The organism is Microbulbifer elongatus (assembly GCF_020524885.1).
Lineage (GTDB): Bacteria > Pseudomonadota > Gammaproteobacteria > Pseudomonadales > Cellvibrionaceae > Microbulbifer > Microbulbifer elongatus_A.
This window is the reverse complement of the sequence record NZ_JAIVKJ010000002.1, coordinates 66,418-91,216: the sequence shown is the minus strand read 5'-3', so window position 1 is coordinate 91,216 and position 24,799 is coordinate 66,418. Positions and strand designations below refer to the sequence as shown.

Annotated in this window: 27 protein-coding genes; 21 read left to right on the top strand and 6 right to left on the bottom strand. The window is 57.7% G+C overall.

Annotation, left to right across the window (positions count from 1 at the left end):
* Nucleotides 1–21: 21 nt before the first annotated feature.
* A complete protein-coding gene (locus tag LC059_RS07755; RefSeq protein ID WP_226703277.1) occupies nt 22–246 on the bottom strand; it encodes a DUF2909 domain-containing protein in 225 nt (74 codons plus the stop codon).
* A gap of 207 nt (nt 247–453) precedes the next feature.
* Between LC059_RS07755 and LC059_RS07750 the strand changes: the two genes are divergently transcribed.
* The 9 genes from LC059_RS07750 (at nt 454) to LC059_RS07710 (ending at nt 6,412) form a co-directional block, all read left to right on the top strand.
* A complete protein-coding gene (locus LC059_RS07750) occupies nt 454–1,167 on the top strand; it encodes an SURF1 family protein (RefSeq protein ID WP_264189392.1) in 714 nt (237 codons plus the stop codon).
* 96 nt (nt 1,168–1,263) lie between these two features.
* Nucleotides 1,264–1,914, top strand: a complete 651-nt coding sequence (locus tag LC059_RS07745) for a hypothetical protein (RefSeq protein ID WP_226703275.1) — start codon at nt 1,264–1,266, stop codon at nt 1,912–1,914.
* Between the two features lie 59 nt (nt 1,915–1,973).
* Nucleotides 1,974–3,026, top strand: coding sequence for a COX15/CtaA family protein (locus tag LC059_RS07740; RefSeq protein WP_226703274.1), 1,053 nt, complete (start codon nt 1,974–1,976; stop codon nt 3,024–3,026).
* A gap of 85 nt (nt 3,027–3,111) precedes the next feature.
* Nucleotides 3,112–4,020, top strand: a complete 909-nt coding sequence (gene cyoE / locus LC059_RS07735; RefSeq protein WP_226703273.1) for a heme o synthase — start codon at nt 3,112–3,114, stop codon at nt 4,018–4,020.
* 2 nt (nt 4,021–4,022) lie between these two features.
* Entirely contained in the window at nt 4,023–4,691 is a 669-nt protein-coding gene (locus LC059_RS07730) for an SCO family protein (protein ID WP_226703272.1), read from the top strand.
* A 126-nt stretch (nt 4,692–4,817) separates the two neighbouring features.
* On the top strand, nt 4,818–5,612 hold the full coding sequence (locus LC059_RS07725; RefSeq protein WP_226703271.1) for a CPBP family intramembrane glutamic endopeptidase: 795 nt from the start codon (nt 4,818–4,820) through the stop codon (nt 5,610–5,612).
* Nucleotides 5,613–5,830: 218 nt separating this feature from the next.
* The gene (locus LC059_RS07720) at nt 5,831–6,025 is read left to right on the top strand and encodes a hypothetical protein (protein ID WP_226703270.1); all 195 of its coding nucleotides are present in this window, start codon (nt 5,831–5,833) and stop codon (nt 6,023–6,025) included.
* A 25-nt stretch (nt 6,026–6,050) separates the two neighbouring features.
* The gene (locus LC059_RS07715) at nt 6,051–6,230 is read left to right on the top strand and encodes a hypothetical protein (RefSeq protein WP_226703269.1); all 180 of its coding nucleotides are present in this window, start codon (nt 6,051–6,053) and stop codon (nt 6,228–6,230) included.
* A gap of 14 nt (nt 6,231–6,244) precedes the next feature.
* Entirely contained in the window at nt 6,245–6,412 is a 168-nt protein-coding gene (locus LC059_RS07710; RefSeq protein ID WP_226703268.1) for a hypothetical protein, read from the top strand.
* Between the two features lie 7 nt (nt 6,413–6,419).
* Here LC059_RS07710 and LC059_RS07705 read toward each other — a convergent pair whose 3' ends face one another.
* Nucleotides 6,420–7,226, bottom strand: coding sequence for an iron chelate uptake ABC transporter family permease subunit (locus LC059_RS07705; protein WP_226703267.1), 807 nt, complete (start codon nt 7,224–7,226; stop codon nt 6,420–6,422).
* On the bottom strand, nt 7,223–8,047 hold the full coding sequence (znuC, locus tag LC059_RS07700) for a zinc ABC transporter ATP-binding protein ZnuC (protein WP_226703266.1): 825 nt from the start codon (nt 8,045–8,047) through the stop codon (nt 7,223–7,225). The genes LC059_RS07705 and znuC overlap by 4 nt, the downstream gene beginning before the upstream one ends.
* Before the next feature lie 220 nt (nt 8,048–8,267).
* On the opposite strand from znuC, the gene LC059_RS07695 reads away from it, so the two are divergent.
* Nucleotides 8,268–9,185, top strand: coding sequence for a metal ABC transporter substrate-binding protein (locus tag LC059_RS07695; RefSeq protein ID WP_226703265.1), 918 nt, complete (start codon nt 8,268–8,270; stop codon nt 9,183–9,185).
* A gap of 73 nt (nt 9,186–9,258) precedes the next feature.
* On the opposite strand, the gene LC059_RS07690 is transcribed toward LC059_RS07695, so the two are convergent.
* Complete coding sequence (locus LC059_RS07690) at nt 9,259–9,756, bottom strand: hypothetical protein (RefSeq protein ID WP_226703264.1); 498 nt, start codon at nt 9,754–9,756, stop codon at nt 9,259–9,261.
* Nucleotides 9,757–9,986: 230 nt separating this feature from the next.
* Between LC059_RS07690 and polA the strand changes: the two genes are divergently transcribed.
* Nucleotides 9,987–12,731, top strand: coding sequence for a DNA polymerase I (polA, locus tag LC059_RS07685; protein ID WP_226703263.1), 2,745 nt, complete (start codon nt 9,987–9,989; stop codon nt 12,729–12,731).
* Between the two features lie 734 nt (nt 12,732–13,465).
* Here the strand turns inward: polA and yihA are convergent.
* The gene (gene yihA, locus LC059_RS07680) at nt 13,466–14,164 is read right to left on the bottom strand and encodes a ribosome biogenesis GTP-binding protein YihA/YsxC (RefSeq protein WP_226703262.1); all 699 of its coding nucleotides are present in this window, start codon (nt 14,162–14,164) and stop codon (nt 13,466–13,468) included.
* A 137-nt stretch (nt 14,165–14,301) separates the two neighbouring features.
* On the opposite strand from yihA, the gene LC059_RS07675 reads away from it, so the two are divergent.
* The 10 genes from LC059_RS07675 (at nt 14,302) to LC059_RS07630 (ending at nt 23,545) form a co-directional block, all read left to right on the top strand.
* On the top strand, nt 14,302–14,952 hold the full coding sequence (locus LC059_RS07675) for a c-type cytochrome (protein ID WP_226703261.1): 651 nt from the start codon (nt 14,302–14,304) through the stop codon (nt 14,950–14,952).
* A gap of 290 nt (nt 14,953–15,242) precedes the next feature.
* The gene (locus LC059_RS07670; protein ID WP_226703260.1) at nt 15,243–15,920 is read left to right on the top strand and encodes a thiol:disulfide interchange protein DsbA/DsbL; all 678 of its coding nucleotides are present in this window, start codon (nt 15,243–15,245) and stop codon (nt 15,918–15,920) included.
* A gap of 201 nt (nt 15,921–16,121) precedes the next feature.
* Nucleotides 16,122–17,309: a hypothetical protein gene (locus LC059_RS07665; RefSeq protein WP_226703259.1), complete on the top strand. Its 1,188-nt coding sequence runs from the start codon at nt 16,122–16,124 to the stop codon at nt 17,307–17,309.
* Nucleotides 17,310–17,435: 126 nt separating this feature from the next.
* Entirely contained in the window at nt 17,436–17,981 is a 546-nt protein-coding gene (locus LC059_RS07660) for a hypothetical protein (protein ID WP_226703258.1), read from the top strand.
* A 148-nt stretch (nt 17,982–18,129) separates the two neighbouring features.
* Nucleotides 18,130–18,981, top strand: coding sequence for a hypothetical protein (locus tag LC059_RS07655; protein ID WP_226703257.1), 852 nt, complete (start codon nt 18,130–18,132; stop codon nt 18,979–18,981).
* Nucleotides 18,982–19,015: 34 nt separating this feature from the next.
* Nucleotides 19,016–19,426 carry an ACT domain-containing protein gene (locus LC059_RS07650; RefSeq protein WP_226703256.1) on the top strand — a complete coding sequence of 137 codons (411 nt, stop codon included), beginning with the start codon at nt 19,016–19,018 and terminating at the stop codon, nt 19,424–19,426.
* 73 nt (nt 19,427–19,499) lie between these two features.
* Nucleotides 19,500–20,246, top strand: a complete 747-nt coding sequence (locus LC059_RS07645) for a hypothetical protein (RefSeq protein ID WP_226703255.1) — start codon at nt 19,500–19,502, stop codon at nt 20,244–20,246.
* A 105-nt stretch (nt 20,247–20,351) separates the two neighbouring features.
* Nucleotides 20,352–22,052, top strand: a complete 1,701-nt coding sequence (locus tag LC059_RS07640) for a M28 family metallopeptidase (protein ID WP_226703254.1) — start codon at nt 20,352–20,354, stop codon at nt 22,050–22,052.
* A gap of 172 nt (nt 22,053–22,224) precedes the next feature.
* Complete coding sequence (locus LC059_RS07635; protein WP_226703253.1) at nt 22,225–22,719, top strand: hypothetical protein; 495 nt, start codon at nt 22,225–22,227, stop codon at nt 22,717–22,719.
* A 139-nt stretch (nt 22,720–22,858) separates the two neighbouring features.
* On the top strand, nt 22,859–23,545 hold the full coding sequence (locus tag LC059_RS07630) for a hypothetical protein (RefSeq protein WP_226703252.1): 687 nt from the start codon (nt 22,859–22,861) through the stop codon (nt 23,543–23,545).
* A 92-nt stretch (nt 23,546–23,637) separates the two neighbouring features.
* On the opposite strand, the gene LC059_RS07625 is transcribed toward LC059_RS07630, so the two are convergent.
* On the bottom strand, nt 23,638–24,780 hold the full coding sequence (locus LC059_RS07625; protein WP_226703251.1) for a GNAT family N-acetyltransferase/peptidase C39 family protein: 1,143 nt from the start codon (nt 24,778–24,780) through the stop codon (nt 23,638–23,640).
* Between the last annotated feature and the right edge of the window lie 19 nt (nt 24,781–24,799).

The window sequence follows — 24,799 nt, the reverse complement described above, 5'->3', positions numbered from 1 at the left end:
CATCCACCGCTAGTGCACCAATCAATATTTGTTTGCCCAGGGCGCGGTATTGGAAAGAATTCCACTGTCGAAGCCATACCAGATGGCAATCAGCAGCAACGCAGCCAGGGATATGCGCACACCGAGAGCATAAAGGGTGCGCTTGGACTCGGGTGCGCCCATGTCGCGCAATAAAAAAAGCAGAGCGCTGGTCAGACTGGCCAGCACGGCGAGAAACAGCAACACGATAATCGCTTTTAGCCACATAATAGAACGCCACTAATAGAAGTAATCAGAAGTAGAAGTATTGTTGGCATGACAGTTCCGAAAAGGTCACCTCAAACTGGTGATAACGCATTATCTACCGGGACCCGAACACCCTCCACGGAAGCCGGAGAACCATCGCGAGCAGCCAGTGTAGCATTTATACGCAGCTGGCCACTCAGCATCTTGTGCCTGTGCATATTTCCGCTTTTGCTCTGGCTCGGCAACTGGCAGCTGCAGCGAGCAGAAGAAAAACAACAAATACTCGATAAAGTAGACGCGCGACTGTCATCACAGCCGGTAAATCTTTCCGGGCTCGGTGAGCCGCAAGCCTATACCCCGGTGCGCCTCCTGGGCTTCTATACCGATGAATATTTTTATCTCGATAATCGCACGCGCTCCGGCCGCGTGGGTTACGAAATATTGCAGGTATTCGAGACCGGAGACAGCCGCAGTGGCAAAGCGCGCTGGCTGATCAATCGCGGTTGGATTCCGGCCGGTAGCGATCGCACCCGCTTGCCCGAGGTGACCTATCCGCTGGCAGCCAAGGTGATTACCGGCTTTGTATATCCCGGTGGTGCCACTGCGGAGCCGGCAAAAGCGGTGCCCCCCCAAATTTCCGGGCAATCCCCCTCTAATCACATGCCGGAGTCGCACAAGCGTATTCAGCGACTCGATGACTTAAACGGCAGCCAGCTGAATCTGCAACACGCTAAGTGGCACATTCGTCTGAGCGCAGATTCCGATACCGCCTTGCTCACAGACTGGCAATTGGTCAGCACAAAACCGCAGAAGCACCGGGGATATGCAGTACAGTGGTTCTCTATGGCCGCGGCCCTGTTTGTCTTGTGGCTACTCGGAGCGACCAATTTCCGGCAAATTCTCCGCGACAAGTGGTTTAAAAAAGCGACGGAACAGAGATAATCAACCGATAACAATAATGATCCTGCGCGACCGGATCACCGGCTCTCGAATGAGCAAAGTCAGAGTTGACCGCTGCGCAACAGTGAGGTGCAAACCGTGACCGAGACAACCCTTTCCGAAACTTCAGCCCTGAAGGCTGGTAAAAACAACGAGCGGAAACCATCGGGTATTGGCCGCTGGACCGGTATTATCGTTTTTGCCTCGGTCGCGCTGCCGATCCTGGCCGCATACATCGTGTTTTACACCGGCGCAGGCATGCCCTCGGGTACCGTAAACCAGGGCGAATTGCTCATCCCCGCGCAACAAGTAGGCGAGCTCGAGCTGCTGGATCGCAGTGGCAATCCAATTGAGCTGGCGAGCGAGGATCCCAAATGGCGCTTCCTGATCATTGGCGATCAGTCCTGTGTGGAAGAATGCGAAAAACTGCTGTACACCACCCGTCAGGTACATATTCGTCTCAGCGAAAAAGCCTCCAGGGTCGAGCGTTTACTGATTACTGGTGGGTCGCTGGAGGAGCCGCTGCACAGCGATCTGGCGGCCCGATACCCGCTACTGCGATACGCCACCGCGGACCAGAAGCAGCTAGATCATTGGTTGGCCGAGAGCAATCACGCGCAACTGCCGCGGCCAAGTGTGCTGCTGGTAGATCAAAACGGCTTTGCCATGATGGTTTACGGCAGCCAGCACAGCGGTAACCAGGTACTTAAGGATATCAAGCGACTGCTGAAGTACTCCTACGAAAAGTAGAGGTCCCTGAAGGCCTTCCGGTGCGACAAACAGACAAAATAAACTGGGGAGAGAGCGGAATGGATGTGGAATCCGACATCACCGAATTGCGAAAGAACTACAAAAAAGACTGGCGCTTCCGGCTGGCCCTGATCGGTACTGCTCTCGCGGTGGTAGTGGTAGTACTGGGTGCGTTTACCCGCCTTACCCACGCGGGGCTGGGTTGTCCGGACTGGCCGGGCTGTTACGGGCACCTGCTGTGGCCGAATGAGGGGCACGAAATCGCTGCTGCCAACCTGGCATTCCCGGATACCCCGGTGGAAACCGACAAGACCTGGCCTGAGATGGTCCATCGCTACTTTGCCGGGACCCTGCTGCTACTCGTGGTGGGTATGACCTACATGTTCTGGCGCCGTCGCGGACACCGCGGGTTTATCCAGAGCCACATTTTACTGGGGATTATTATTCTGCAGGCGGCGTTCGGCATGTGGACCGTCACCCTGAAGCTGTGGCCCCAAGTGGTTACCGCGCATCTGTTGGGTGGTATGGCGACTCTGTCGGTACTGTGGATGCTTGCAGAACGATTGCGGTATCGAAAACGACTGGTGCCCGCACACGAATTTACCGCCTTGCAAAAACTCCGCCCACTTGCGGTGACGGCGGTAATTGTTGTCGGTCTACAGATTGCCCTTGGCGGCTGGACCAGCTCCAACTATGCAGCGCTCGCCTGTCCAGATTTTCCGACCTGCCACGGTGAATGGTGGCCTGCAACTGATTTTAGCCAGGGGTTCAATGTAGCCCAGCAGATAGGCCCCAATTATCTCGGTGGCGCACTGGAGGGGGATGCGCGCACGGCGATTCACCTCACTCACCGGATTGGCGCCATAATCGTTACGATGCTGGTCGGGCTGCTGGCGATACTAGCCTGGCGCGCTGGCTCCCGCCGCTGGGCGCAGGGCCTGTTCGCGGTATTGTGCTTGCAAGTAGGGTTGGGAATTGCGAATGTGGTGATGTCACTGCCACTGCCCATTGCGGTAGCGCACAATGCAGGTGCGGCACTTTTGCTGCTGAGCCTGCTGACCTTCTGCTACCGAATCAATACAGTGCAGCCGACGATCAAGAATTTTGCGTAAGAAATTTCGAGTGATTGTGCAGGAAGATGTTTGATATTGAGGGTTGAGTAGTACCTCACATAATAATGACAACGAGGTGGTAACCATGAGTACCCAGGCAGTAAATGTCCAACGCGCCGGATGGCGCGACTACTATGAACTCACCAAGCCGCGCGTGGTGATGTTGATGATTCTCACCTCGGTGATAGGCATGCTGCTGGCGGTCCCGGGTATGGTGCCATTGGATATTCTGATCCTGGGCAATATTGGTATCGCCCTTTGTGCTGGTGGCGCCGCCGCCGTGAACCATCTGGTTGATCGCCATATCGATATCAAAATGGCACGCACTACCAATCGCCCGGTAGCACGTGGTCGGGTAGAACCACAGAAGGCGCTACTGTTCGCGATGCTTCTCGGTTGCAGCGGTATGGCGATTCTTCTCGCCTTTATCAACCCGCTCACCGCGTGGCTCACACTGTTCTCGCTGTTGGGCTATGCCGTTGTCTACACGATGTTCCTCAAGCGCGCCACGCCACAAAATATTGTGATTGGCGGTCTCGCCGGCGCGGCACCGCCGCTGCTGGGCTGGGTGGCGGTTACCGGAGAGATACACGGCCACGGTCTGCTGCTCGCATTGATTATTTTTGCGTGGACGCCGCCGCACTTCTGGGCTCTGGCCGTGCACCGCCGCGACGATTATGCAAAAGCGGAAATCCCCATGCTGCCCATCACTCATGGCGTGGGCTACACCAAAATCCATATCCTGCTGTACACCATCATTCTGTTTGCTGTAACTCTGCTTCCTTTTGCCACTGCCATGTTGGGCTGGCTATACCTGCTCGGTGCAGTCGTGCTGGGTGTTGGGTTTCTCTACTGGGCTGTGGAAATGCTGCGCAATAAGAACCCGAATGCGGGGATGGAAACCTTCAGGTATTCAATCATCTATCTGATGGCACTGTTCTGCATCATGCTGCTGGATCACTACCTGATCGCACTGCCCACCAGTGGAGTCTGACCATGGGAGAGAATGCGTTACAAACCCCCGAACAGAAGCGTGGTATCTATCTCACCGTTGTGATCATGGTGCTGTTCATGGTCGCGGTTATTGCAGGCTTCCTTAATAAAATGAATCAGCCCCGGGTTATTACTGATGCGGAACTCAGGGCGAATGGAGCGATAAAACTGGAGCGCCCGCGGATTCTGGATGAGTTTAAACTGATCGCAGACACTGGGAGCGAATTCAAAACGACTGAGCTCGCGGGGCGCTGGACTCTGGTATTTTTTGGTTTTACCCATTGTCCGGATGTGTGCCCTACGACCCTGGCGACACTGAACAATTTTTATCAAACCCTGGATGCTGACACCCGGAAGGATACCGATGTTTTGCTGGTATCCGTCGATCCGCAACGAGACAAGCCAGAACAGCTCCACGATTATGTACGCTACTTCAACCCGGAATTTTACGGAGTAACCGGCGAGTTCCTGAATCTAAAACGATTCGCTAATCAGTTGAATGTGCCTTTTAACAAGGTGCCTCTGGATGATGGCAATTACACGGTGGATCACGGCTCCCAGGTGGTACTGATAAATCCTCGAGGTCACTACCACGGGTTTTTCAAGGCGCCCTTGGATCCGGCAAAAATGAAACTCACCTATCGGTCTATGCGCGCTACTTACAATGGTTGAATGACAACAGCTAACCGGTATCGGTTAATGGGCAAGCCCCAGCGGGTATCCCGTCACTGAATTGATCACCAACAGGCGCTAAGATGGCGCCTGTTCTCGTATGATAAAACTGAAAATGGACTTTCTATGTTTTCATTACATGTCCAACAGGGCGCACCGGTGATTCGCGCGATAGAACCTTTCACTGGTAAAACCCAATGGCTACCTGCTGCACTTCTTTGCCTACTGGTTTTTCCCTTTGGGTGGGTCGGGGTATTTGCACCGGCTATCTGGTTGGGGCTGGTAGCCATTGAGAGCACGCAGGGGTGGAAGAAAGCCAGCAGCTTTTTGATTTCCGGTCTCCTGATGCTTGCCGTCAACAGCGGTGTTATTCCCGGCAATGAACACATCACCGTACTACCGCCATACAGCGACGATAGTGGTAACCTGATCTACGCCAGCTTTCGCCCGGCCAAGGCGGTCATCGCCCTGACCCTGGTGATCTTTATGTTGCTGCGTCCGCAGCCTCTCAAGCGCGCCGATTTACCCGTAATCGCGGCCGCCATCGCCGTACCAGTTGTCCTGGGAGCATTTCTATTGGGGGTTTTCCCCAAACTTACCGCCGCGATCGCCATCGCCGCCTTGATCAACCTGCTGGTGGTGTGTATCGCGGAGGAGGGGTTCTTTCGCTGGATAATGCAGCGCGGCCTGGGCGAATGGTTGACCGGTAAATGGCGGTGGTTGCCGACCTTTCTCGTTGCGATACTGTTTACGACACTACACACCGGTTGGGCGGCATCCCCCAAGCTCCTCGCGCTGGTAGGCGTTGCCGGATTGGGGTATGCGCTGGTGTGGCAACTGCGCGGCAGCTTCTGGGCCTGTGTGTTTACGCACTGGGGGGTAAATTTGCTGCATATGACGTTGCTGCGGTATCCCGTCTAAAGGTCCCAGACAGCTCTAATGAATTATTTCCGGGCGGTTTTTTCATTACCGCCTTAGTTCTCCTTCCAGTTTGTCTATTTTGCATTTCCTTACCTGTTAAGACAGTGTGCGCTGCCATCGGCTAGTCGGGCAGCCTTGAGCTAGTCTGTTAGTAGGCTGAATCACGCTGAAGATGCCACAGGAGTTGAAGGTGCAAGCTGCGATACAAGCGGATGGGAATGGCCAGTAAGCGACGCTGGCTGGGCTATCTGGGAATCGCCCTGGTCCTGCCGTGGGTTATCTGGTTCCTGCTGGGGCTGGTGGGTGTGGTGCCCTCGCTGGTTTCGGTGTTCGGTATCCCCGGTTTGCGTATTCCAGCCTCGTTTGCCATCGCCGGCCTGTTGATTGCCGCTATCGGCTTCTACCACGACTAACCATACCAAGGACACGGAGGCGCCAATGTTCCAGCTCTCGGACTTGTTTATCTTTCTCGCCGTTGGGATTTCCTTTGCCCTGTCGGGATACCTCTGGTTCAACGGCTACCGCGAGCAGGGCGTATTTACCGCGCTGTGGGTGCCGACCATTCTCGCCTTTGGTATCTACGTCAAAGTCTCTGCGCTGTTGGCTCGTCGCGATTAGGTGCGCAAAGAGCTATGTCAGATCAACTGATTCTTTTTGTCGGCGTCGGGGTGTTCGTACTGATGATGATCGGTATCGGACTCACCATATATGGCTTTCACCGCGCCGGGAGTGAGCCGGTCCACTCGCACCAAAGTCGTGGTGGCAAGAGACGTTTCCTCGGCCGCCAAAGGGGGGATTAGCTGAGTGCTATTGCTCGCTGCGCCGCAGCTGACCGAGTAGGAAGAGTGCGCCCGCCGCAAGTACGATCGATGGACCCGCCGGGGTGTTCCACAGCACGGAAGCGGCGAGTCCGAGCAGTACGGAGGTGGCACCAATCAGCGCGGCAAAACCGGCCATTTGTTCCGGGGTAGTGGAAAGTCGGCGAGCAGTGGCCGCGGGAATAATCAGCAGGGCAGTGATGAGCAGCACGCCAACGACTTTCATGGCGATGGCGATCAACAGCGCCAGCATCAACATGAGTGCCAGCCTGATGCGCTCTATCGGTACTCCTTCCACCGCCGCCAGCTCTTCGTGCAGGGTGAACGCCAGCAATTTCGGCCAAAGAAATACCAGAAGCAGGCCGATAGCAAATGCCGCCACCGTCATCAAAACCAGGTCCTGGGTCGACACTGCCAGCAGGTCCCCCAAAAGCAGGGACAGCAGATCCACATTGATATCCAGCAGGCTGATGGTGATGATCCCCAGCGCCAGCATGGTATGGGAGAGAATCCCGAGCAGGGTGTCCACGGACAGGTTCTGTCGGCGCTGGAAATACACCAGCAACAGGGCCATCAGACAGCTGCTCGCGCCCACCGCAAGCGTGGGCTGGATATGCAGTAAAAAGCCGAGGGTTACACCGAGCAGCGCGGAGTGGGCGAGGGTATCGCCAAAGTAGGCCATACGGCGCCACACGGCAAAGCATCCCAGAGGACCACTGACCAGGGCCACCAGCAGGCCGGCCGCCAGCGCATACCAGAGAAATGTGCTGTGCAAAAGCTGCGATAAATCGTTCACTGGTCGCTTCCACTCCCGGAATTCGGCGGCTGTGTGCTGGATGGAGGTGGGGTTACTGCGTGGGCATGGTCGTGGTCGCAGCAGTCGTCTACTACCTCGCCGCTGAGGTCGTGGTGATGATTGTGCTGGTGGGTATAGAGTGCGAGTTTGTCGCCGAACATTTCCAGGTACACCGGGTCCTTGCTGACTTGTTCCGGGTGGCCGTGACAGCAGATATGCTGGTTCACGCACAGCACGCGGTCGGTGGCAGCCATCACCAGGTGCAGGTCGTGGGAAACCAGCAAGACGCCGCACTGCAGTTCGTCGCGCAACTGCGCAATCAGTTGATACACCTCACTCTGGCCACCCAGATCGACACCCTGCGTTGGCTCGTCGAGCACCAGCAACTGCGGTTTGCGCGCCGCGGCGCGGGCCAGCAGCACACGTTGCATCTCGCCACCGGACAGGTCCGCCAGACGCGTGCCGGCGAGGTGCGGTGCGGCAACCCGCGCCAGTGCCTGTTCTACGTTCACCCCATCGATACCCAGTTGCAGAAAGCGGCCGACGGTCATTGGCATGGTCGCGTCTATCTGCAAGCGCTGCGGCATATATCCCAGGCGCAGCCCCGGCTGGCGCTCAACGCTGCCCGTAGTGGGGCGGCTGAGCCCCAGTAGTAAACGCAGCAGGGTGGTTTTGCCTGCGCCATTCGGGCCAATCACGGTAACGATTTCCGCCGGGTGCAATTCCAGGGAAATATCCCGCAGCAGTTGCCGTCCGGCGATTTCCAGACCGAGGTTGTGGGCGCGAATGAGCGGTGCTGAAGGACTCAGGAGACACTCCAATAAGACTGACCGTCTGACATCAGATGGTTTCGAATGGGCGGATATGGCTGGCGAGTGTAAGCCGGGTGTGATTATATCGCACCCCCTTTCGGGCGTTGGCGGCAGCTATTGTTACAGTTTCCCTCTAGAGGGGCGTCGTGCTGGCTATGCTTTCGCGCTCTTGAGGTTATATGTTGAAGCGCAGTTTATGCGCACTTTGTTCCGGTCAGGCTGTCTTTCCATGTCCCATCAACCACTTCGCACCGCTTTGTTCATGCTGCTTACTCTGCTGGCCGTATTGCTTGCGGGCTGCGGCACTGGTGATTCACCGCGGGAGAATGAGAGTAGTGGCGCCGACAAGCCGCTGCTAGTGGCCAGCATCGGCCCCGTGGCCTTGATTGCCAGGGAAGTCGCGGGCAATGATCTCGAGGTGCGGCAACTAATCCGCAATGGCGACCCCCACCACTACGCGCCAAAAGTAGCCGACCGCCTGTCGATGGAGCGGGCGCAACTGGTGATCTGGCTGGGGCCGGAGATGGAATCGGTTCTGGCGCGACAAATGGCGCTGCTACCGGCGAATAAGCAGCTGGGGCTGCTGGCAGCCGACGGCTATGAGTTCGAGGGCTCGGAAAGCGGCGACCCGCATATCTGGCTGCGCCCGCGCAATGCTGCGGTCATGGCCGCCCATATTGCGACCCGTTTGGCGGAGATGAATCCCGGTAAGGCGGAGGCGTTTCGCTCCCGCGCGCGCGACTTCTCCCGTGCCATGGCTAATCTGCAGAAGGTTCAGGACCGGGCATTGTGGGCCTACCGCGGGGTGCCGATCGTTTCGACGCACACCGCCTACAGCCAGTTCTTCGGTCCGGCGGGTGTGAAGGTGGAGAGTCTCCGCACTTCTGCCAGCCACCAGCACGGTGCCCGCACCATGCTGGAAAAACTGGACGTTGCGAAAAATGGCCAGCTGCGAGGATGTCTGTTTGGCGAGGTGCCCGGCAATGATCGGGATCGGCAAACAGCCGAGCATATGAATCTGGGTTACGTACCTCTCGATCCTCTTGGCACCGGCCTGCCTGAGGAGGCGGATTACGCCGCCCTGATGGCGCAGTTACTGGCGGACGCACGCAAATGCCTGGGAGAGATCCCGGATACCGACAACTGACGCAGCAAGCAAAAGGTGCGGCGTCCGGTCGGGTCCGGCCTGGCGACATTTGGTGTGAATGACTTCAGGCGCCTTAGGAAGGTTCCTGAAGTGCCTCTTCTTCTGCTTGATTATCCGGTGCCGGCTCTATGGCGGTTGCTTCTTCTTCAAGCTCCGTATCTGCTTCAATGGTCAGTGCGGCGGGCTTCAACTCTTCCAGCGGCTGCACCGGTTGTGCTTGCACCTCCTGCGCCACTTCTTCGCTGTCCTGGCCCTCGCCGGCTATACGAAATGCCTCAAGCTGCTGCAATTGCTGGTGGCGAATAGCGCTCATCAGTTCGCGCCGATTGTGTTCCTGCAGCAGGTCCTGCCGGAGCTCCTCGCGAAACTGTTCGGCGATCAGGGGCTTGTCGGCCTCGTCCTCGCGGGTTAAGACTTCCGGAACCGGGTAGCCGATCACTTCCACATGCTCCATAGTCTCGGGCCCGGCGTCCGCAGTACCCTGTTCATTGTTGGCTTCCTCCGCGGCCACGGTTGCGCAGCACAGTACGCAGGCCAGTAGCCCCGGCAGTAAAAAGCGGGGTTCCATCACGATTACCTCTCCTTTATTTCCCTAATACCAAGCCTAGAAGGTAGTGGGAAAAGGGGGGCGAGCGTGCGATGACTGGCGCGGCGGTATCGATGGAGCGAAAGACACTGACAGGATGTCGATGGGAGAGGTGTCGACGAGAACAAGCTGCCAGAGGGAGCCAAAAGATTCGATCGCGGTTATCCTGTCGCCCAACCAAAGATCTGAAATTGAAACCTGGCTTCCTACTGTTTATGAGTAAAGACACGACTGCTTCCGCGCCACTGATTCTGGTGGACGGCTCCTCCTACCTGTATCGCGCGTTTCATGCCCTGCCACCGCTGGCCACGAGCAAAGGCCAGCCCACCGGTGCTGTGCGCGGGGTCATATCCATGCTGCGCAAGCACCTTAAGGAGCATCCGGATAGTCCGGTAGTGGTCGTGTTCGACGCCAAGGGAAAGACTTTCCGCGACGAGCTGTTCGAAGAGTACAAATCCCACCGCCCGCCCATGCCGGACGACCTGCGCGCACAGATTCAGCCGATCCACGACATCATCGACGCCATGGGCCTGCCGCGGCTGGTAATCGATGGGGTAGAGGCGGACGACGTCATTGGCACCCTGGCGCTGCAGGCGGCGGACAAGGGCATCGACGTGATTATCTCCACCGGCGACAAGGACATGGCCCAACTGGTCCGCCCCGGTGTGACCCTGGTCAATACCATGTCGAATACCGTGCTGGACGTGGATGGGGTGAAGGAAAAGTTCGGGGTGGGCCCGGAGCTGATCATCGACTTTCTTGCCCTGATGGGGGACAAGGCCGACAACATTCCTGGTGTTCCCGGCGTCGGGGAAAAAACCGCTCTGGCACTGCTGCAGGGCATCGGCAGTTTGAAGGATATTTACGCGGACCTGGATGCCATCGCACCGCTCGGTTTCCGCGGTTCCAAGACCCTGGCCAAGAAAATGGAAGAGCACAAGGACGCGGCCGACATGTCCTACGTACTCGCGACCATCAAGACCGATGTGGATATGGACTACAAGCCGGAGTCACTGGCCAACAGCGAACCGGATACCGACAAGCTGCGCGAGATGTTTAGCGAGCTGGAATTCCGCAGTTGGGTCGACGAGCTGGGCGGTAGCGAAGACGCGGATTCTGCGGCGGAAGCGCTGGCCGTGGAGCGCAACTACAGCATTATTCTCGATGAAAAAACGCTGGATAACTGGCTGGAAAAGCTGAAAAGCGCGGACATATTTGCCTTCGACACGGAAACCACCAGCCTCAACTATATGCAGGCCAAGCTGGTGGGCGTGAGTTTTGCGGTGGAAGCGGGGGAGGCCGCCTACTTGCCGCTGGCCCACGACTATATGGGAGCGCCGGCGCAGGTCGACTTCGACACCGCGCTGACAAAGCTGAGACCGCTGCTGGAAAACAACAAGATCAAGAAAGTCGGCCAGAACCTGAAGTACGACAGCCACATTCTCGCCAACTACGATATCGAACTGCGCGGCATCGCCCGCGATACCATGCTGGAATCCTACGTGCTGAACAGCACCGCGAGCCGCCACGATATGGACAGCCTTGCGCAGAAATATCTGGGCGAATCCACGGTCAAGTTCGAGGACATCGCCGGCAAGGGCGCCAAGCAACTCACCTTTAACCAGATCGAGCTGGACAAGGCGGGCCCCTATGCGGCGGAGGACGCGGACATCACCCTGCGCCTGCATCGGGAACTGAGCGGTCGCCTGGCCAAGGAACCCAGCCTGGAAAAAGTCCTCGACGAAATCGAAATGCCGCTGGTGCCAGTGCTTACCCGTATCGAGCGCAACGGTGCCTACATCGATGCGGCCATGCTGAAAGCGCAATCCGGTGAGCTCGAGCAGAAAATGCGTGAGCTGGAACAGCAGGCGTACGAGGAAGCGGGGGAGGAGTTTAATCTCGGATCCACCAAGCAGCTGGGCACCATCCTGTTTGAAAAACTGGAAATCCCGGTGATCAAGAAAACCCCCAAGGGCGCGCCTTCTACTGCAGAGCCCGTACTGCAGGAGCTGGCGCTGTCGCACAAGCTGCCGGCGCTGATCATGCAGTACCGGGGCATGGCTAAGCTGAAAAATACCTACACCGACAAGCTGCCGCTGATGATCGATCCGACCACTGGCCGCGTGCATACCTCTTACCACCAGGCGGTGGCGGCCACCGGGCGCCTGTCTTCCAGTGACCCCAATCTGCAGAACATCCCGATCCGCACCGAAGAGGGCCGCCGCATCCGCCAGGCATTTGTGGCCGACCCGCGCATCAACGGAGGCAGTGTGATCGTCGCTGCGGACTACTCACAAATCGAGCTGCGCATCATGGCGCACCTGTCCGGGGACAAGGGCCTACTGGATGCCTTCGCCCACGGTGAAGATATTCACCGCGCGACGGCTGCGGAAGTGTTCGAGGTGCCGCTGGAAGAGGTCAGCGATGAACAGCGCCGACGTGCCAAGGCGATCAACTTCGGCCTGATCTACGGCATGAGCGCTTTTGGCCTCGCCAAGCAGCTGGACATTCCCCGCGCGGATGCTCAGACCTATATCGACCGCTATTTCGAGCGCTACCCAGGCGTGCTCCAGTATATGGAAAACACCCGCAAGCAGGCCGCGGATAAAGGCTATGTGGAAACCCTGTTCGGCCGCCGGCTGTACCTGCCGGAGATCAACTCCCGTAACGGCATGCAGCGGCAGGCCGCCGAGCGCACCGCGATCAATGCTCCAATGCAGGGCACCGCGGCGGATATCATCAAGCGCGCGATGATTGCGGTGGACGCCTGGCTGCGGGAAGAACAGCTCAGTTCGCGGCTGATCATGCAGGTGCACGATGAACTGGTGCTGGAAGTGCCGGCGGATGAGCGGGATCTGGTGGTCAAGCGAATACCGGAGCTGATGCAGGCCGCTGCGGATCTCGATGTGCCGCTGATCGCGGATCTCGGTGAGGGTATTAACTGGGACGAGGCGCACTGAGAAAAATTTTTTTAAAATTTTCGCGAACTCGCGGAACTACCCGAACAGGGGGCTCTCTAACTAAGCAAGATCGTTGGATTGCAACATCATCCCCCAAAGCTTAGTCAGAAGCCCCTCGCCCCGAAGCTACCCCCGTCGGGGCTTTTTTTTGTCCAAATTTCGCCCAGATGCCAATAATCACATCGATGGTGATTGATCGAGGATTAATCACCGCTGATGGCAAATTGCTCGAATCAGGAAAAATTTAGACTTGGGCAGGGAATAAAGTCTCAATAACAGAATTTAATGTCCCATCCCGTGAGGTATGTGGGATACATTTCCCCTATCCGAGTAACGGAAAGCAACGCGAAGAAAATACAGTGGGGAACCCTGGCGGCCCAGCTTAGTCTTTGTATTGAAGGAAACGCATCGGATGCAGTGGAATTTGGGTGAGAACCCAAGGGCACGCCCGTCCCCCTGGGCGTGTTCCCCAAGTGCCCATCCCCAAGGGCACTGACCCCTAGCCGGCAGCTGCAATCTGCCGGCTTTTTTTTGCCTTCATTTTGGGCTTTTCTCTGCCCGGCTCACCGCACGCACATCCGGCCACCTGCGGCTAACCCTGGTGGCACTGGATAGGCGGGTTTTTCACCGCGGATACTTCCAGTCTAGCTCAAATCTGGCGGCTTATTTTGCACCTTGATACACGGCCTATCGCAAGAGCACTGGCACCCCCGCGCGAGAGTGTGAGCGGTTACTTACTGCTCGTCGCCCGCAACGTGGTTGTCACCTTCATCGCCGCTGACATCTTCGCCGTCCTGGGGCGCGACGGGCGGTGCCAGCGACAACCACTGGTTCAATCGCGCCTCCAGCTTTTCCAGTCCCTTGCGCTTGGGTGCGGAGAAGGTCTGCACTGTGACATTGCGGTCCAGTTCCAGCGCCTTCAATTCCTTTTCCACGGCAAAGCGCGCGTTGTTGGCAGGGCCGTTCTTCAGCTTGTCTGCCTTGGTCAGCAAAATGTGGGTCGGCAGGCCCGACTTTACCGCCCAGCTCAGCATCTGCAGGTCGAATTCCTTTAGTGGCTGGCGGATATCCATCAGCAGTACCAGGCCCTTGAGGCACTGGCGCTGCTCCAGATAGGAGGCGAGGTGCCGCTGCCACTCGTCTTTCATGGAGCGCGCTACCTTGGCATAGCCGTAGCCGGGCAGGTCCACCAGGCGCTGCTGCTCACTCAGGCGGAAGAAATTGATCAGCTGGGTGCGCCCCGGTGTCTTGGAGGTGCGCGCCAGCTTACCGTTGCCGGTAAGCGCGTTGATGGCGCTGGACTTGCCGGCATTGGAGCGGCCGGCAAAGGCCACCTCTGCCCCGGAATCCTCCGGACACTCCGCCAGAGTTGGTGCGCTGATTAAAAATTCCGCACGGCGGAAATTGATTCGTTCTACATTGGATTCAGACATGAGTCTTCCCGGTACACTCAGATGGCGCGCAAGTATATAATGCCGCGGTTTTAACGTCGCTGATGGCTGCCGGGCGTATGGTTTGCCGCCAGCAACGTAGATCGGATGCACAATTTCAGCGCGCAACAGGACGACGTATGAACAGCATTATAAAAAAGGCCGCTCTGGCTTTGGGGATGGTGGCGTTTGCCCAGGTAGGGTATGCCGCCGGTGACGCCAGTGCGGGGCAAACCAAGGCAGCGATGTGTGTTGCTTGCCACGGTGCGGACGGCAACAGCCCGGCACCGACCTTCCCAAAACTCGCCGGTCTCGGCGAAAAATACCTGCTCAAGCAGATGCACGACGTCAAGAATGGTGACCGTGTGGTGCCCGAAATGACCGGTATGCTGGACAACATGAATGACCAGGACCTGGAAGACATCGCGGCGTTCTTCGCCTCGCAGAATATCCAGATCTCCGGTTCCGAGGCCTTCTCGGTGATGCTGAACAACGGCGATAACGTCGACGGACTGGAGCTCGGCCGCAAGATCTACCGCGCGGGCAACGCTTCCAGCGGCGTTCCGGCCTGCATGGGTTGCCACTCTCCCACCGGCCAGGGCAATGCGCCGGCGGGCTATCCGCGTCTGTCCGGCCAGTACGCCGAGTATGTGGAAAAGCAGCTGAAGGCTTTCCGCACCGGTACCCGTGCCAACGATGGCGATGCTCGCACCATGCGCACGGTTGCCCGACAGCTGTCTGACGCTGAGATCAAGGCGGTGGCCAATTACGTTGCAGGCTTGACCGAGTAACTGCAGGCTTGACCGAGTAACGGCACGCCTGACCGAGTTTCGGCAGCCCAGATCAAGCAAGAACGGCCCCTGCCGACCGCTCGGTGCGCGAGCCAGTTCACAAAAGGCCGGTCTTTGACCGGCCTTTTGCTTCCGGCCGCCGCACCCGGGTTGCGCCCGGCTTGCGGAACTTCAATAATTTCCGCGGTCTATATTCAGCCGGGCGACAGGTAACCCGAAATACCATTCACCCGAATTGCAGGGGAGCGAAAAGCCCCCGTCACCCAGAATAAGAGTTTGGAGTAAGTCCCATGAGAGCTGTTGTCGCCCTGTTTACCATGCTGCTGAGCCTTGCAGCCTGCGCCCAGGATACCCCAGGGAAATTCAAAGCAGGCCAGCACTACGAAGTGCTGCCGCAGGCCGTCGCTCAGGACGACGATAGCAAGATCGAGGTGACCGAACTCTTCTGGTACGGCTGTGGCCACTGCTACCACTTCGAGGCGCCGCTGAAAAAATGGCAGAAAACCATGCCCGCCGATGTGGCCCTTAAGAAGATCCCCGCTATCTGGCAGCCCGTGATGGAAGTGCACGCGCGTATGTTCTACGTGGCAGATGCCCTGGGTGCGCTGGACAAGGTCCACGACCCCATCTTTGGTGCCATCGCCCAGCAGCGCAAAATGTTCGCAGACCGCGACGGCCGCAACTGGAATCCGGACGATGCCGCGATTGCTGCGATCTTCACCGACAACGGTGCTGATGGTGAGAAAGCCGTCAAGCTGCTCAACTCCTTTGCCATCAACAGCAAGGTAAAGCAGGGCCAGGCAAAGCAGCGCGCGTACAACCTGAGCGGTACCCCGGAAATGGTTGTCGCCGGCAAGTACCGTGTCAGCACTTCACTGCCCGGCCTCAAAGGTAAATCCAATGGCCAGCAGCTGATGCTGGACGTGGTGGACTTCCTGATCGAGAAAGAGCGCGCCGAAAAGGGCTGATCTAGCCCGGCCAAGAAACCCCGCCCACGCGGGGTTTTTTTATGCCCGTCGGTTTGTAATGACGATTGGCACCCCACCGGGTTTGGCCTTGGGTACTGTCCTGTGGCTTGCATCGCCCAGGGTACTGCTAGGCTAAAACGGGATACCGCAAAAATTTCCGCCACTGCCAAAATGCCAAGAAAAGCGCCGTGCCTGTTTCGTATGTTCTCGCTCGTCCTTGCCCTTTGCTGGGTGAGTGCGCTGACGTGGGCACAACCGAGCGTCGACCAGGAAAACCGCGACACAGCTGCGCGGGCGGTCAACCTGCTTTCTTTTGTCGCCGTGGATTACGCAGAGGCCGTGGACTCAGGTGAGATCCGTGACCGCAGCCTGTATCGCGCGCAACAGGGCAATGTTCAGGTGGCGACGTCACTGTTGGAAAAGCTTCCGGATAGACCCGGACGTACCCAGCTACAGGACAATCTGCGAGCCCTCGCCGGCGCTATCGACAAGCGAGCACCCGCCGCGGAGGTGCGCCAGCGCGCCAACGGGGCAGCGGACCGCTTCGCCGCGCTTTACCAGTTACCGCGCTCACCGGCGGAGCCGTTGCCTCCGCCCTGCGAAGCGCGGGCCCTGTATCAGGATCGCTGCCAACACTGTCACGGAGAGCAGGGCGACGCTCCCCAGGCTGAGCGGAAACTGAATGACCCGGCGCGCATGGCCAACTTAAGCCTGTATGACTTTTACAACGTTCTGGAACCGACGCGCAGCGACGCCCACGACAATGCCGTGGATGGTGACCTGAGCAGCCGCGAACGCTGGGCTTTGGCCGTCTTGGTGGCCGGGTTTGCAGCCCCCGACATTGCCCCGGAGCAGAAGCGTGCCCAGGAGTTCCCGGCGCTGGTGGGGCTTCCGGGCGCCGCCATTCTGCGCCCGGCGGAGCTGCCCCCGGAAGCCCGTGATGCGCTGATGTGGTGGCGCGCTCACCCACAGGAAACTGCACACCTGCAACACCCGCTGGCGCGGGCTGCCGGTCTTCTTTACCTTGCCCAGAACGCTTACCGCGGCGGGGATACCGCCAGTGCCTACCATCAGCTGATGCTTGGCCTGCGCGACGGCTACGCAATGGCTCGGCCAAAACTGGTCGAGCGCGACCCGGCGCTCACCGCACAGCTGGATCAGCAGTGGCAGGAACTGCGCCAGTCCATCCTCGACCGTGCGCCCAGCAACGAAGTCATCGATAAATTCCAGCGTCTGCAAGCCAATGTTGTGCGGGCGCGGGAGCAATTGCAGCCGTCTACAGGCAGCGCCATCTATTTTCTGGCGGTGCTACTTTTCTTCGCCGCCATCTGTGTTGGGGCCCTGCTGTGGTACGGGTTGCGCCGGCCGCGCAAAAAACCGAACTCTTAGTGTGCTCTGGCGCGAAATCAAAGAAATTTGTCGCTTCCGCTGCCACTGTTGAGATTTACGACTAGGCTTTTAATTAGGTTGATCAAATAACCGCCAGTCGTTGAACCCAACAGAGAAGAGTGCCGCATGAAGTTGTTGCGTCAGTTGTCCTTCCATCCTGTTTTCCTTTCCCTGCTACAGGCCTACGCCCTGGTGCTTGTGGTGTTTTTCCTTGTGCCCGTGATTGCCTCCGCCCAGGAACAGACCCGGGATCAGGCCAGCGCCCGCCAGTGGGCGGGAAACTGGCTGGTCGTGGGGCAGGGGGATGAGCAGCTGGTGTGGCAGCTCAAGTCCGATGGCACCGGGTTTGCCCACGGCTTTCGCAAGGACGGCCAGCTCACCCACGGATTTGCCATCTCATGGCGCATCGAGGGTGACACCGTGCGCATCCGCACTGGCGGAACACTGCACTGCAATAGCGGCATGGTGTACGCGCAATTTACCGGTTGGAGCCCGGTCACCTTAGACTTCAACGTGATCGACGGTCGTCACTGGCGCCAGCACAACGGCGGCATACTGGCCTTCCAGCGCCGCCTGCCCAACTGGGAAACCCCCAACCACGGCGCCGAGTGCCCAAATCTCTACGACAGTGAGAGCAAGGAACGCCAGCAGACTGCCTCAACAGGCAGCTGAGAGCGCAGCCTTGCCAGTGAAAACGGTGCCGGATCTAGCACCCAGTGGTCGAACAGCTCGGGATTGCCCTGGAGTTGATTCCAGCAGGGCCAATTCCGTTCAGTGGCCAGCCTTTCAGGGACGAATAAAGCGCAAGCGGAGACGAGCCGTGAAGCAGCAACGCTTTATTCCCACAGGATTGTTAAGGCCCGTATTGTGGGCGGGAATCGCCGCTATAGTCGGTTTCTGCCTGCATGCGGAAGCCGATGACAAGCGCCCGGCAAAGCCAACCGTCGAAGACAAAACCGAAATCAGCGAGGACGCCCAATACCCGGGCTGGAGCACGGAGTCACGCCTCAAGGCCGAGCAGTGGGTGGGCAATTGGTTGATTTCCAGGGACGGCGAAGCACAACACGTGTGGAGCCTGAACAAAGACGGCACTGGCCGCTCTTACGCCTTTAGCCGGCACGGCGACAAAATGAAGTTCGCCTACGGATACGATATCCGCTGGTACTTCGACCCCTTTACCCAGATGGCCAATATCAAGACCGAGCGTCGGATTGTGTGTCGCGGCGGCCGTTTGTATCCCTATTTTCTCACCCTCAAGTCCTACGAAAGCGATTACGCGGTCAAGGGCAAGTACGCCTGGCAGACCACCTGGACCGAAGCCAGTATCGGCCGCAATTACCTGCACAAATCCCTGGTGGTGTTTGTCGCCCCTTTGTCCGGTTGGCATAACCCGGGAAAAGATGCGCCCTGCCCAAAATTCCCGCGCATGGACATCGAGAAGGATATCGACATCGCGCTGGATCGCTGGGACATGGAAGCCGAGGTAAAAGAGGATCTGGTCGATACCTCGCCGGTGGAGGGGGAACCCGAATTTGAAGGTGAAGAGTTCGGCCCGGCCCCCAAAGAACCAAAGGGCAAATCACCGCAGCAACGCAAAAACTCGGCGAAAGCGCGCGTGAAAGATAAATCCACAAAACCGAAAAGATCGCCGAGAGAGCGTCGCCAGAATTGAGCGATTCCCTTACCAGACTGGAGACAAAATCATCATGAATGCCCAGGTAAAAATCGACCAGCTACTCCAGCGTATGACCCCGATTCTGAACCGAGAGCAGCTGGTGATGTGCCAGCTGGAAGAAGCCCAATTGCAGACGCTGCTTCGGGAGTGTTTGTGTGTATTCCGCGAGCGCGAGGGTATCTGCGCCCTGTTGCCGAAAGCGGTTGCTGAGCGCGAGTCACTGCCGGATGAGGGTGGCTACCGCCAGATCACCCTGCAGTATTCCGCCTGTCTGCAGGTCCCGGGCCTGAGTGCCACCATCGTGCGCGAGCTGGCGGATACCGGTATTCAGGCCAATGTGGTGTCCGCACGCCATCACGAACACTTGCTGGTGAGCGAGCACGATGCCGCCCAGGCCATGCAGGTTCTGTACGGCATCAGCAACCGCCTGCAGTACAGCTGACAAGCGCAGCAGGCTTAACTCTCGAAGAGAACAGATACCGGCAGGGAGCGCCGCTAAGGAGCCTCCCGAGACCATGCATATTGCCTACCCGGCACCTCTACCACACGGCCACATCCATCAGGTGCTGCCGGATTTTTTTGTGGTGCGCGGCACCGCCCGTATAGCCCCACGGGTGGTGGTCAACCGCAATATGGGCATAGTGCGCAGCGGCGACGACTTGTTACTGGTGAACCCGGTGCGGTTGCGCAGGCTCGAAGAAGAGCGGCTGTGTGAACTCGGCCGCGTGCGCCAGGCCGTGCGGCTTGGTTACTACCATGGCTGCGACGACCTCTACTATCGCGATCGCTTTAACGTCTTCTTCTGGCGCCAGGCGCACTCCGATCATTACCCCCTGCCCCCCGCAGACCAGCTTCTCGCGGAAGGTGGCGCTTGCCCGGTTACCGGTGGCCAAGTGTTCGAGTTCAGTAACAGCCAGGTACCGGAGGCCGCCTTGTTGCTTCCGTTGTCCGGGGGGCTTTTGCTCACGTGTGATGCACTGCAGTTCTGGAGCGGATGGACCGGATGCAGCTGGGCCGGCAAGTGGATGCTGCGCCTGAGCGGCGTGCACCAGGGTATGCAAGTGGCACCGGCCTGGTGCCGTCGCGCTACACCGGATCATGAAAATAACCAGCGCTGGCTGGCGGCAGACTTCCAACGTCTTTTGAATCTACCGTTTTTCCACCTGTTGGGGGGGCACGGAGATTTTTGTGCAGATCGCGCCCACGAACTGGCAGAGAACGCCGTTGCCAGCAGCTTTATGAGACTTGCCCCACGCCATTGATGCCCGCCAATCGCCGGTGTGGAGCGCGATGTCCGTGATAAGCTCGTGCAGAACCTCGATCAATCTGAACCAATAATCTGAAATAACGATCCTGACGAGCCCTGAATGAGAATAAAAACCTTGGCCGGCCGCACCTTTGCGGCAGCGATCCTCGCGATGCTGATTGGCGCCGGTATCAGTTCCTGTAGCAACCTTCGCGGGCTGCTGCCGATACCCACCGCGGATATACAGAAGATGCGTGCGGACGTGGATTACCTGTCTGCCGACGCACTCGCGGGGCGCCAGACTGGCTCCGAGGGTTACAGGCAGGCTGCCGACTACGTCGCCACCCGGTTTGCCGCGCTCGGGCTGCAGTCGATCACCGGAAGTGATTATTATCAGCCGGTGCCTTTTCGCGAGGCGCGCTGGGGTGAACATCGGGCAACGCTGATGCTGCACGGGCGCGACGGCGATATTACCTTCGAACTGGGAGAGGACTTTCATGCATCGCCTCCCACCATTGGCGAAGACACCGCGACCTCCGCCGGCCTGGTGTTTGTCGGTTACGGTATCGAGGCACCGGAATATGGGATCGATGATTACGCAGGACTGGATGTGCAGGGAAAGATCGTCGTGCTCCTCGATGGCCGCCCCGCAAAGATGCCAAATGAAGTGGGCGCACACTACGCCTCAGGTCGCAGTAAGCGTGAGACTGCTGCCCGACACGGGGCTGTGGGCTATATCAGCCTAAACACCCCGGCCCGCGAAGCCCGCCGCCCGTTCGCTCGTTCTGTCGAACACATAAACGACCCCAGCTTTGACTGGCTGCGCGCCGACGACATACCGGGTAATGCCATTCCGGGTATGCACCCCGGAGTGGTACTGGATATTCCGGCGGCAAAGCAGCTGTTTATGGGGGCACCTCGAAGCCTGGACACCGTGTTTACCGAAATGGAAAACGGGGTAATACCCAAGGGGTTTTCGCTGCCCTATAGCGCGACGCTAACCAGCAGCGCCGAGCACCGCAAGATTATCAGCCCTAATGTGGTGGGACTGTTGCCGGGCACTGACCCGAAACTAAAAGATGAGTACGTGATCTTTTCCGCGCACCTCGATCACATCGGCGTGACTGGGGGTGGCCATGCTATCGCCAGCCAGGAAGGTCAGCACGACAAGACAAGTTCTGACCAAATTAATAACGGCGCCCAGGACAATGCCGCCGGTATTGCGGTGATGCTGGAGGTGGCAAGACTGTTTGCCGAATCAGGCCACGCGCCCCGCCGCTCAATTCTGTTTGTGGCAGTGACCGCCGAGGAAGAGGGGTTGCTCGGCTCCGACTATTTTGCCCAGCACCCACCGGTACCGCCGAAAGCGATAGTGGCAAACATCAATCTCGACATGCCCATGCTGCTGTATCCGTTCCGGGATGTGATCGCCTTCGGTGCGGAGCATTCCAGTCTGGGTAAAACCGCCGCCCGTGCCGCCGAACGACTCGGTCTGAAATTGAGCCCGGATCCAATGCCGGAGCAGGTGATTTTCGTGCGCAGTGACCACTACAGTTTCGTACGCCAGGGCGTGCCGGCGATTTACCTGATTACCGGCCGCGAGGCCATCGACCCGAATATCGACGGTACCCAGGCCCAGGTTGAATTCCTGCGCACCCGCTATCATCAGCCCAGTGACGAAGCCGACCAACAGATCAACTACATCGCTGCGGAGCAGTTTGCGGAGGTGAATTACGCGATCGCGCGGGAGGTTGCGGATGGGGATAACAAGCCGCGCTGGAACCGAGGGGACTTTTTTGGAGAACTGTATTCAGGCGATTGATTTCGAAAGGCACTAACTAGTATTACAGACGAATCGTTCATCGCTTATGGTGTAATGGCGTGTAATCTGGTTTTGCTCCCGCATGTTGATTTACGTGATAAGCGTCCGCGCCGCTGGCGGTGAAGTAATCCGACGGCGTACACAATCACAAAAATAGTTTCAAGGTTTCAACATGCTGAATAAGTTGACTTTAGGGGTAGCCATTGTAGGGCTGGGGCTGGTATCGGGTTGTGCGAGCATCGTGAGCGATAGTAATTATCCAGTAACGATCAGCAGTAATCCCGCAGGGGCCAATTTTGTTGTAATGAATGAATCTGGCTTCGATGTACACAGCGGTATTACACCCGACACCATTACCCTCTCAGCTTCCGACGGATTCTTTTCTTCCGCCAACTACACCGTTAAGTTCCAGATGGCAGGGTTTCAGGAGCAGAGTTTCCAGCTGCGCGCTGGAATGGACGGCTGGTATATCGGTAATATTTTGCTGGGTGGCCTGATCGGTATGCTGATCGTCGATCCGGCAACAGGTGCCATGTGGAAGCTGCCTGAAACAGCGAATGTGTCCCTTCAGCCGGTTACCGCAGCTACCGGTCTTGATTCCTTGAAAATTGCATCAGTACACCAGTTGACTGAAGAAGCGAAAGCTCAATTAGTACCGCTAAATTGATCTTGCTTTCGCCATGACAGGGGGTGTCCGCAAACCTGGTTTGCGGACACATGTCTATGGAATATAGCTAGTTAGCGCTCTAGTAATTTCGCAACAAGTAAATATTCCATGAATACCTATAAAAATATTGGAATAAAATATGAAAATTATCGCTCGAATCGCTTTGTTGCTAACGATGGTTGTCTTTGCTGGTTGTGCCAGCGTAAGCAAAATGCCGCTGAACGATAAAGTCACCGAGGTTGACACTTCGCAAAAAAGTATCCTCGTTGGAAAGCTCTCAATTCGTAATGATAACAAGCCCAGTCACCAGCCTAACCTGCTGGCGGTTTTCGTAAATCAAAACGAAAAAGACTTTTCGTTTACGAAGCCCACCCTCGTGGCTGACCTTGATAAAGGTGGTAAAGAGTACTTCATCAGCATGGCCGTAGAGCCGGGTAAGGCCAAGTTGAAACTGGCGCGCTTTATGCGTCAGGTCCCACTGCTGCTGAATGCCATGGCGGATCTGCCGTTCGAATATGAAATCGACGTGCCGGCGAATCAGGTGGTTTACATTGGCAATATCAACGCAATCATCAAGCCGCGAGAAGATGATCAGCCCAGAGCTGGCCAGGTAATACCCCTGATCGATCAGGCTGTGGCCGGATTTTCCAATGGCACTTTTGGGGTAAGCATTACCGACAACTATGCCGAAGATATGAAAGCCCTGGAAGAAAAGTACCCTTTCATTGCCAACCAGACATTGGCTAAAAATCTTTTGCCGAGTTGGACGCACCCGGAGCATCGGGAAGACGAGCCCACGATCCTTGCTGAGAAGGCCGAAGAGTAAGGCCCTGTTCGGTAAAGAAAAGCGGGCATTTGCCCGCTTTTTTGATTTTCAAAGAGCCAAAGATTTCACCATGAGACCTTTTTGCTTGACGATCACCCGGGCTTTCTAATGACCACCGCGGTACGTAACCGCTCCTTCCCGAACAGCGACATTCTCGCGAAATCTTCCCGCGCGATCGGCAGATATTGGCTGTCGAGCGGATTGTCCTCATCGTCGACATCCGGGTCGTGTACATAAAAACACTCGTCGTCCATTCCTGTTAGGGTGACCCAATGGGGCACCTTCTTGCCGTCCAGGCGATAGGTGCTGATCAGCAGTAGTACCAGTGCACCCTGTTCGAGCCACTGCTGACACTGTTGCTGGGTGAATTCCTCCGCTATGACCGGTATCCCGGCGTCTCTTGCCCGCTCACGGAAATCCTCATCGACTTCCTCTATCACGCGTTTCTTTTCTTCGCTGCGCACGCCACTTACAAAAAGAGGACCCTGCTGGTTGAGGTAGATTTCACAGTCGAAGCTGCGTTTTTGTAACGCCAGTGCCAGTCCGATCGGGTGGCAGCCGCCATGGCCGGAAGTCATGAAGATGGTGGTTGCCTCCCGCCACAGCGCCAGTTCGTCGCTACCATTGGGTTCATAGGCTGCGTCCAGCCCCGCCATTGCCATCATCGCCGCGGCGGGCCCGCAGGTGAACTCGGTGCGCTGGCCGTACCAGGGCACGTTCAATGTATGCAGGTTTTCCGGGCGGTAGCGGATACGCTTTTGCATGCGCAGAGCATTACTGGCGTCCTCGTAATAATTGGAGTAACTACCGAAAGTCCGGTAACCCAGCTGGCGGTACAGGGCAATGGCGGCGGTGTTGGATTCGGCCACTTCCAGACGCATATACAGGCGGCCGCTGCGGCTACTGGCGTCTTCCGCAGCGCTGAGCAGTGCTTTGCCAATTCCTCTTCCGCGTCCGGCCGGACCGACCGCGAGTGAGTAGAGGCGCGCAAGGCGGGTGCCGCGGCGCAGCAGCACGAGCGTATAGCCCAGCAACTCGCCGTCGGCCTCGGCCACCAGAAATACCCGGTTGTCGGTCTTGAGCCAGTGGCGGAAGCGCCGGCGGCTCAGCCGGTCGCCACTAAAGCTGGCGTCTTCCAGCAGGCATAGCTGGTCCAGGTCGCCGGCGGTCGCGGGGCGAAGGGTGTAGTCGGGGGTAATTTTAAGACTGGCTTTTGGAGTGGTTTCTGGGGGCATCGGGTGGGTACAGACCGGT